Source organism: Burkholderia sp. AW49-1 (assembly GCF_053427845.1).
Genome location: NZ_JBSAXF010000070.1, coordinates 1 through 1960, shown reverse-complemented (window position 1 = coordinate 1960; position 1960 = coordinate 1). Strand labels below are relative to the sequence as shown.

General features: G+C 66.1%; 1 protein-coding gene. It reads left to right on the top strand.

Annotation, left to right across the window (positions count from 1 at the left end; translation table 11 throughout):
* Positions 1–300 precede the first annotated feature (300 nt).
* Positions 301–1368, top strand: a complete 1068-nt coding sequence (locus ACV22W_RS33400; protein WP_448023801.1) for a porin — start codon at positions 301–303, stop codon at positions 1366–1368.
* Positions 1369–1960 lie beyond the last annotated feature (592 nt).

The window sequence follows — 1960 nt, the reverse complement described above, 5'->3', positions numbered from 1 at the left end:
TGAAGCGATCACGCAGGACACGTCCACGCTCGAGAATCCGGCGATCCTCGAGCAGCTCGGCCAGCCACTCTGAACGACGGGGCCGGCATCGGCCGGCCCTACCCAACCTCTTCGACGCACGCGCGTTCGGGCACCCATCCCCGCCATGAACGCGTCGCATGCGGCCCACACCCGGCCGCGCACGTGCGTTCCGCCGCGCCCCATCCTGCGTATGCGGCCCGCGCACCGGACACCGCTTCTCGGAAGTCCGGCGCATTCCCCGTTCGATGCATCGACGTACAACAACACTGGAGACACCCAATGAAAAGCAGAATCGTGATCGGTTGCGCCGCGCTGGCGGGCGCGATGGTCGGCAGCAGCGCCTTCGCGCAAAGCAGCGTGACGCTGTACGGCAACCTCGACGCCGCATTGCTGTATACGAGCAAGACGCTCGACGCCGCCACCGGCGCGAACGCCGGCCATCAGTTCGCGATGACCGACACCGGCATGACGCCGACGACGTTCGGGATGATCGGCACCGAGGATCTCGGCGGCGGCCTCAAGGCGAAATTCCAGCTCGAGAGCGGCTTTGCCGTCACCAACGGTGCGTTCGCCCATTCGAACGGCAACTTCTTCGGCCGCCAGGCGTGGGTCGGGCTCGACGGCGGCTTCGGCACGGTCAAGGCCGGCGTGCAGTACTCGCCGTTCCTGCTCGCGATCTTCGATTCGGATCCACGCAGCTTCTCGCACTTCGGCAGCGGGCTGATCAACTACGTCGACAACGTGCTGGTGACGGGCCTGTTCAATCCGAACGCCGTGTCGTACACCAGCCCGACGATCGCCGGCCTCACCGGCAGCGCGATGTTCGCGTTCGGCGGCAAGGCAGGCGACTTCCAGGCCGGCCGCCAGTATTCGGCGAGCCTCAAGTACGAACACGAGGGCTTCATGATCGACGCCGCGTTCTACGACGGCAACGACGGCACCAACCCGACGCCGACACCGAGCACCGTCGCGTTCGTCGGGCGCACGATCGGCGCCGCGTACCGCTTCGGCCCGGTCACCGCGAAGGCGTCGTTCACGAGCTACAAGGTCGGCGGATCGTTCAGCAACAACGTGTACGGCGGCGGCCTCGATTATCAGGCGACGCCGGCCGTCGATGTGAACGGCGGCGTCTGGTTCACCAGCGATCGCAACGACACGGCCAATCACTCGTTGCTCGCGGCCGTCGGCACGACCTACAGCCTGTCGAAGGCGACCGCGCTGTACGCGCAGGTCGCGATGGTCAACAACCACGGCGCGATGAACACCGGGCTCGGGATCAACAACGCACTTTACGCGGTTACCGGCACGACCGTCGGCGCGAACGTCGGGATCCGCCATATGTTCTGATGCGCAGGCGGCGGTTCAAGTGCCGAGTCGCCGCCGCCATGCATTCGCAGTCCGAACTACCTCGCGCCGAATCCAACATGCGACAACGCGTCCGGATTCGGCACGAATTCCGTGCGCGACGCATCGCCCGTCCCATGCCCGCACGATCCGCCACGTGAAGCATCCGCGCACACGGCAGGATCGCCTTCCGGTATAGACCGCCATCGGCGCAGTCCGGACCGCCGCCTGCCGAACCTGCCGTCATCCGGAGTTGCCCGGCCGCGCCATCCGTGTCGTTTTCCACCGGTTTCCGGGCGCATGACCGATAGTCCGCGTTTCCCGTTTCTCTACACTGCTTCACACCAGCACACACCTGCCGGATGTCGCATGACGCGCGCTGCATCACCGACATCACGGCGATCCCGAGACAACCGCCTTCGTCCCCGACGGTTCCGCATCCGCTCGGCCGGCCGAAGGCCCCTCCAGGAGCGTTCATTGAGTTCATCGCAAGCGCACTCCGCGAAAGCCCGGTCTTCGCGCAAGTCCCTCAAGCTGGACGACATCACGATCGTCGACCCTGCCGTCCTGAAGCGTGCGGTCGGAGCCATGGCGT

Excerpts from the sequence above, each read along its gene's own strand:
- ACV22W_RS33400 (WP_448023801.1), top strand. The coding sequence starts at position 301 with ATGAAAAGCAGAATCGTGATCGGTTGCGCCGCGCTGGCGGGCGCGATG.